The sequence below is a fragment of the Acinetobacter sp. UBA3132 genome (assembly GCF_002364825.1).
Taxonomy (GTDB): domain Bacteria; phylum Pseudomonadota; class Gammaproteobacteria; order Pseudomonadales; family Moraxellaceae; genus Acinetobacter; species Acinetobacter schindleri.
In genome coordinates this window covers 575-6,509 of the sequence record NZ_DEZM01000138.1, presented here as the reverse complement: position 1 = coordinate 6,509, position 5,935 = coordinate 575, and the positions used below count along the sequence as shown (strand labels likewise).

The 5,935-nt window shown below is 42.7% G+C and carries 8 protein-coding genes; 6 read left to right on the top strand and 2 right to left on the bottom strand.

What is annotated here, in order from left to right; all coding sequences use genetic code 11:
* The first annotated feature begins 44 nt into the window (after positions 1 to 44).
* From B4033_RS07340 to B4033_RS07330, 3 genes are all read left to right on the top strand, one after another.
* On the top strand, positions 45 to 896 hold the full coding sequence (locus B4033_RS07340; RefSeq protein WP_004894426.1) for a 3'(2'),5'-bisphosphate nucleotidase CysQ family protein: 852 nt from the start codon (positions 45 to 47) through the stop codon (positions 894 to 896).
* Between the two features lie 60 nt (positions 897 to 956).
* Positions 957 to 1,706 (top strand): histidine phosphatase family protein, encoded by a 750-nt coding sequence (locus B4033_RS07335; protein ID WP_286832912.1) that lies wholly within the window; start codon positions 957 to 959, stop codon positions 1,704 to 1,706.
* Positions 1,707 to 1,825: 119 nt separating this feature from the next.
* Positions 1,826 to 1,951, top strand: a complete 126-nt coding sequence (locus B4033_RS07330; RefSeq protein WP_286832910.1) for a hypothetical protein — start codon at positions 1,826 to 1,828, stop codon at positions 1,949 to 1,951.
* Positions 1,952 to 2,199: 248 nt separating this feature from the next.
* Here the strand turns inward: B4033_RS07330 and rpsT are convergent, their stop codons facing one another.
* Complete coding sequence (rpsT, locus tag B4033_RS07325; protein WP_004786139.1) at positions 2,200 to 2,469, bottom strand: 30S ribosomal protein S20; 270 nt, start codon at positions 2,467 to 2,469, stop codon at positions 2,200 to 2,202.
* A 214-nt stretch (positions 2,470 to 2,683) separates the two neighbouring features.
* Between rpsT and B4033_RS07320 the strand changes: the two genes are divergently transcribed.
* From B4033_RS07320 to B4033_RS07310, 3 genes are all read left to right on the top strand, one after another.
* Positions 2,684 to 3,349, top strand: a complete 666-nt coding sequence (locus tag B4033_RS07320) for an NAD-dependent epimerase/dehydratase family protein (protein ID WP_004812676.1) — start codon at positions 2,684 to 2,686, stop codon at positions 3,347 to 3,349.
* A gap of 11 nt (positions 3,350 to 3,360) precedes the next feature.
* Positions 3,361 to 3,870, top strand: coding sequence for a ribonuclease E activity regulator RraA (gene rraA, locus B4033_RS07315; protein WP_048881709.1), 510 nt, complete (start codon positions 3,361 to 3,363; stop codon positions 3,868 to 3,870).
* A gap of 101 nt (positions 3,871 to 3,971) precedes the next feature.
* On the top strand, positions 3,972 to 4,751 hold the full coding sequence (locus tag B4033_RS07310) for a glutathione S-transferase N-terminal domain-containing protein (protein ID WP_108619304.1): 780 nt from the start codon (positions 3,972 to 3,974) through the stop codon (positions 4,749 to 4,751).
* A gap of 80 nt (positions 4,752 to 4,831) precedes the next feature.
* Here B4033_RS07310 and B4033_RS07305 read toward each other — a convergent pair.
* A partial coding sequence (locus B4033_RS07305; protein ID WP_286832906.1) for a cupin domain-containing protein occupies positions 4,832 to 5,935 on the bottom strand: 1,104 nt, incomplete at its 5' end.

Sequence of the window (5,935 nt, the reverse complement as noted above, 5' to 3'; positions counted from 1 at the left end):
ATAATGGGCGGTTTTTCTGAGCAATTCGGCATATAAGGTTTTCTATGTTTAAAGCAACAACAGCACCACAAGATCCGATGATTTTGCAGTTTGTGCCCATTTTGACACAGGCTTGTGAAATTTTGCGAGAAGAATATCAGCAATATTGTTCCGGTGCTGCTTTTGACATTGAAAGGAAAAAGGATGATTCGCCTGTGACGCAAGCCGATTACCGCGTCAATACTTTTCTGACTCAGGTCCTCGCTGAAATTTCTGATTTACCGTTACTTTCTGAAGAAGGTAAACAGGAGGACCGTCAGGCATGGTCTGCATTCTGGCTGCTCGATCCTCTGGACGGTACCAAGGAATTTCTGCATCAACGACCCGAATTCACTATTAATCTGAGCCTGGTCAAAGACAATCTGACGACTTTTGCCATTCTTGCAATTCCGGCACAACAGCTTATCTATTTCTGTCCAGAACAAGGTATGCCGCTAAAATATGACATTCAGCAAGATTGCTGGCATGAATATTTTCCAGCATCTCAACAAGACACGGTGCATATTGGTCTAAGTCAGAGTAGCCAAAAAAAGCCTAAATATGCGGCTTATCTGGAAAGTCTGGCTAAATTTACTGAGTTTGAGGAGTTTAAAGCTGGCAGTGCTTATAAATTTTGCATGATTCTGGAAGATCAGGTGGATATTTATCCGCGCTTCCATCCGACCTGTGAATGGGATACCAGTGCCGGTCAATGTCTGCTGGAACGTATTGGCGGCGGTTTAGTAGATTTTAAGGGGCGGCCATTTAGCTATAACCAGCGCGAGACCTTATTAAATAGTGGTTTTATTGCTTATAAGACCAAAGAGATGAAGATATTGGCCTTTAAAGCGCTGGCTGATATGCAAGGTAGTGATTGAGCTGTGTAACGTTCATGTTATAGTGAAGCTGATTCCGTTGATAGACCAGTTGGCAAGATTGTGGCATTAAAACTGCTTCCACCGAGCATGCTCAGTGCAATAGATTTATTGCCTGATACGAAGACACCTGTGACTCTGTTTACGCGTCATTCCTTGCGTGAAGAGGTGGCCGGTCAGGGCCTGGCAGGCTATGACTTGCAATTAACATCACAGGGGCGTGATCTGGCGCAGGAGTGGGGGGCTTATCTGGTCAATCAAACTGATCGTCATATTCAGCATTGTATTTCTAGTCCTATTCAGCGTTGTGTCGATACTGCAGTTCTTATGATTGAAGGTGCAGATGCAACCAATAAGGCATCGCATACCCATAACATTGAAATTATCGAACAAGGTTTACTGGTCGAGCCTGGCAGTTTTGTACTGGATATTCAGAAGGCTGGGCCATATTTCAAGAAACAGGGTGCATTAGGTTTTATTAATAGTTTTGTGAATAACGCCTTGCCGGGCATGAAGCATCCGATTCATGGTGTGGTCGATGTCCTGGAGTTAATCTATAACACGCATCCAAAAACGCCGTATGGACTCAGTCTGGCAGTAAGTCATGACACGATTCTGGCAGCCATGATTGCAGTCATGTCAGGTCATCAGGAAGTTAGCCGGGAAGACTGGCCGAAAATGATGGAAGGTTTGTTTGTCTGGTTTGAAGGCGATGTGTTTGAGGAGTCTAAACTGAAATGGATCTGGCGCGGTAAGGTACATGAACTGGATATTTCCCAGTTTCAGAATGCGGAATTACACACCAGGAAATAAGTTAAAAGCTCAATCATGATGGTTGAGCTTTTTACATTTGTCTTATGAAAGTGAAATAGAATAATCATCAAAAATCACTATGCTGATATCTAAGCAGATATTCAAGTATGGGAAAAACAATGAAAACCATCACAATTTTAAGTTTGGTTATTATAGTGGGTCTAAGCGCCTGTCAGAAACGTGATACGGATTCGCCAGAGCAGGACAAGACCACAACGCCACATTCTATGGATAAGGATCAATAATTCAAATATTAAACTGGCTGATATTTCCGTTCTTATTTTTATCAATCCTATTTTGGGCAGGAAATAGGATTCCATAAGTTTTAAAGAATATTTTAAAAATATTGGGAAATAAGGAAGAAGAATTGAGTGGAAATAATCTTGTAAAGTTTATTTATTCAAAAATTGTCTTTTTATTGAATAGATCATTTTGTTGATTTACTAAATTTTGGGCACAAAAAAAGCCCTAAAAGGGCTTTTTTCATTTGCGATTAGTTAGAAGCTAATGCTTTAACTTGCGCGTTCAAACGGCTCTTATGACGAGCTGCTTTGTTTTTATGGATGATACCTTTGTCAGCCATACGGTCGATTACTGGAACAGCTTTTTTGTAAGCTTCAGTAGCAACAGCATAGTCGCCAGCAGCAATAGCAGCTACTGTACGTTTAAGATAGGTACGAACCATAGAACGCAAGCTTGCGTTGTGTTTGCGTGCTTTAACGTTTTGACGAGCACGTTTTTTAGCTTGAGCAGAGTTTGCCACTCGTGCACTCCTTGAAATAGATTGGTCTGGGCGGGCTGAAACTCAACTGAAAACCAACATCAGAAGAACTATCACCAGCCCGTAAACAAGTGCCATATTTTGAGGAAACTGAGGGCTTAAGTCAAGTCTTGACATGCTTTGACAACATTTTAGTTGCAGAAAAATTCTAAAGAAAACGTTAGATTAGTATTCAGGCAGGGAGATCGTACAAAAAATGACTAAAACCATAACATATCCAATCATCATTGGTGCCACAGGTCTTGTGGGTAAGAGCTTGGTACAACAGCTGGTTAATGAGCCGAGCTGCAAGCGTATCAGTGTCGTGGTACGCAAGCACCAGCCAGAGTTTGAGCAATGGCCCAAAGTCAAACAACTGGTCTTTGAGGATTTTCTGATGTTGAATGATCAGGATGTCAGCGGACATACCCATGCTTTCAGCTGTCTAGGTACAACTTTAAAGCAGGCAGGTTCCAAAGATGCTTTTTATAATGTGGACTATACCATCAATGCCCATTTTGCTGAGCTGGTTCAACAGACGGATGCGCATTATCTGCTGATTAGTGCCATGGGGGCGAATGCTGAATCCTGGTTTTTCTATAATCGGGTCAAAGGCGAGCTGGAAGATTATATCCAGACCTTAACGCTGGAACGAATCAGTCTGATCCGGCCATCTTTATTAATGGGTGAACGTGGTCATCAACGTTTACTGGAAGATGCTGCACAGAAACTCTATGGCAAGTTTTCGCATTTGGTACCGGATTCTTTTAAATACAAGCCAGTGACAGCCGAGCAGGTAGCTCATACTATGGTATATGCAGCCCTGAATCAGACTGTGAAATTTGAAATTTATGATAATTTAGCCATACAAAAAATGAAATGAGGGTAAAAATCGTGTCCAGCGTACCATTTGTAACTTGTGACCTGCTTGATGATAATCCAGATAAAGACCTGCAAGTCGTAACACCATGCCTGGATGGCAAGTTTTTTAAAAGCTATGGTGCACGTAAAAGCTTTGGTGGCCAGATTGTCACAGTAAAGTGCTTTGAAGATAATTCTCGTGTCAAAGAATTACTGGCAACCGATGGTGCAGGCAAAGTCCTGGTGGTGGATGGTGGTGCTTCGATGCGCTGTGCACTGATGGGTGACCTGATTGCTGAATCAGCAGTGAAGAATCACTGGAATGGTGTAATTATTTACGGTTGTGTACGTGATGTGGATGCGATTGCCGAACTGGATCTTGGTGTGCATGCCTTAGCTTCGATTCCTCAAAAGAGCAACCGCAAAGGTATTGGGGAAGTCGATGTTGCACTGTACTTTGGCGGCGTGACTTTTCAATCAGGTGAATACGTTTATGCGGACAATAACGGGATCGTGCTGTCTAAAGAAAAACTGGTGGACTAATCCTGTTTATTGAAAACATACAAAAATCAGCTATACCGTGAAAGTCAGGCAGTTTAGATTGCTGCTTTCACGGCTTTAAAACAATAAAGAGGACAGACGATATGTTAGGCCATCAGATTAAAGTAGTACAGGCATTGGCATCCGCATTTCTGGAAGGTGGACGAGGAGTTTCCGGAACGCCATTTCCAAACCAGCCTGAAAAACCCTTAAAGCTTTATGAGTACGAAGGCTCGCCATTCTGTCGCCGTGTCCGTGAAGTGATGACTTTACTCAACCTTGATTATGAAGTGTATCCATGCCCACGAGGCGGTAAACGCTTCCGTCCTGAAGTAAAACAGCAGGGAGGCAAACTCCAGTTCCCATTTTTAGTAGATGAAAATACGGGAGATAAGCTTTACGAATCTCAGGATATCATTCACCACCTGTTTAAGCATTATGGCAAAACTGGTAAGACTCCGGCGAAATATTCAAATTATCCAAAGGTGCCGGTGGCTGCAATTGCCGGTACGATGGTCAACGGTTTACGCGGTGGTATGGCAAAACCATTAAAGAAAAATAAACCTGCACCTGAACAGCTTCTGGAGCTGTGGGGGTTTGAAGCCAGCCCGTATACCCGTATAGTCCGTGGTGTATTGTCTGAGCTGGAAATTCCTTATATCTACCACAATGTGGCGAAAGAACGCTGGCAAGATTATGGCCCAGCCAAGCTACGCCTAAAGCCAGGAAAATATGAGCCCTTGCCAGGCGGTAAACGCGAACAGCTGTTCACCATGATGGGGAACAATATCCAGGTGCCTTATCTGGTCGATCCGAATACCAATGTAAAAATGTTCGAATCTAAAGATATTGTGAAATATCTAAAAGGTCAGTATGGCGCTTAATTTTCGTAAATTTTTTAATTAAAGAATTTCCTGGGTCACTAACAAAAAAAGAGGATCAAATGACCCTCTTTTTTTGTTTCTTATTCTTCAGCAGGCGGAACCAGCATCAGGATGGATTCATTGAGCAGATCTGCCAGGTCTTCTAGCATATCTTCATCAGCAAAGTCCAGATTGAGCATCACAGATTCACCATTGGCGATCAGCTTGAGTTTTTCTGCAAAAGCTTCCGAGATACATAAACCTTCACCATTGCCCCAGAATAGTATTTCATCATCTTCTTCAGTATAAAGCAGGCGTGATGCTGGCTCGAGCATAATGCTATAGCCTTGGTCTAATGCTTCTTCCAGGTCGCCAGTACCAATTTCTTCTGCTTCTGGAATATTTTCTGGGTATTTAGGTTCAGACATCAGGCTCATGATGGCATCTTCAAGTACATTGGAGTTATGTAACTGCTCCATGACTTTACTTTTCAGATATTCAAGCTCATTAGCTGTGACTTCACCGGCAGCACTGATTTGATCACGAATGATATCAGTCAGGGGATTACGTAAAACTTCATTTTCAGCAAACTTGTCTCCAACACGGTCCATCATGTCACTGACATTTGGCATACGGAAACCAAAAGAGAAAGTTAAACAGTCATCTTCAGCTACGCCGTAGTGTGAAAGCCCAGGTGGCACATATAGTAAGTCACCTGGAGCAAGAACTTCATCAAAGTTTACATCCATTTCTGGAAGTAATTTTAATGGCTGACCCGGAACAAACTCAGTTTCTGCATTACACATCTGACCTAATTGCCAGCGACGCTGACCATAACCTTGTACAAGGAAAACATCATAGAAGTCGAAATGCTTGCCTACAGAACCACCCTGAGGCGCATACGACACCATGATGTCATCACGGCGCCATTGTGGAATGAATGGAAATTTCTTCCAGAGTTCCGATAGATCAAAGGAATAGTGATCTACTGCCTGAACAAGGAGTGTCCATAATTTAGGCATCTTCTGGAAATCAGCTTTTAGTAAAGGTGAAGATTTCACTGACCATTGGTTCGGGTCGCGGTCTTTTTGCTTGATCAAGCGTGCAGTCACGTTTTCATCCAGAGCCAGCTCCAAGACATCATCAGGTTCAAGCAGGCCAGAAATTTCAGGCATGGCATTACGTACAAGGAGAGGTTTTTTCTG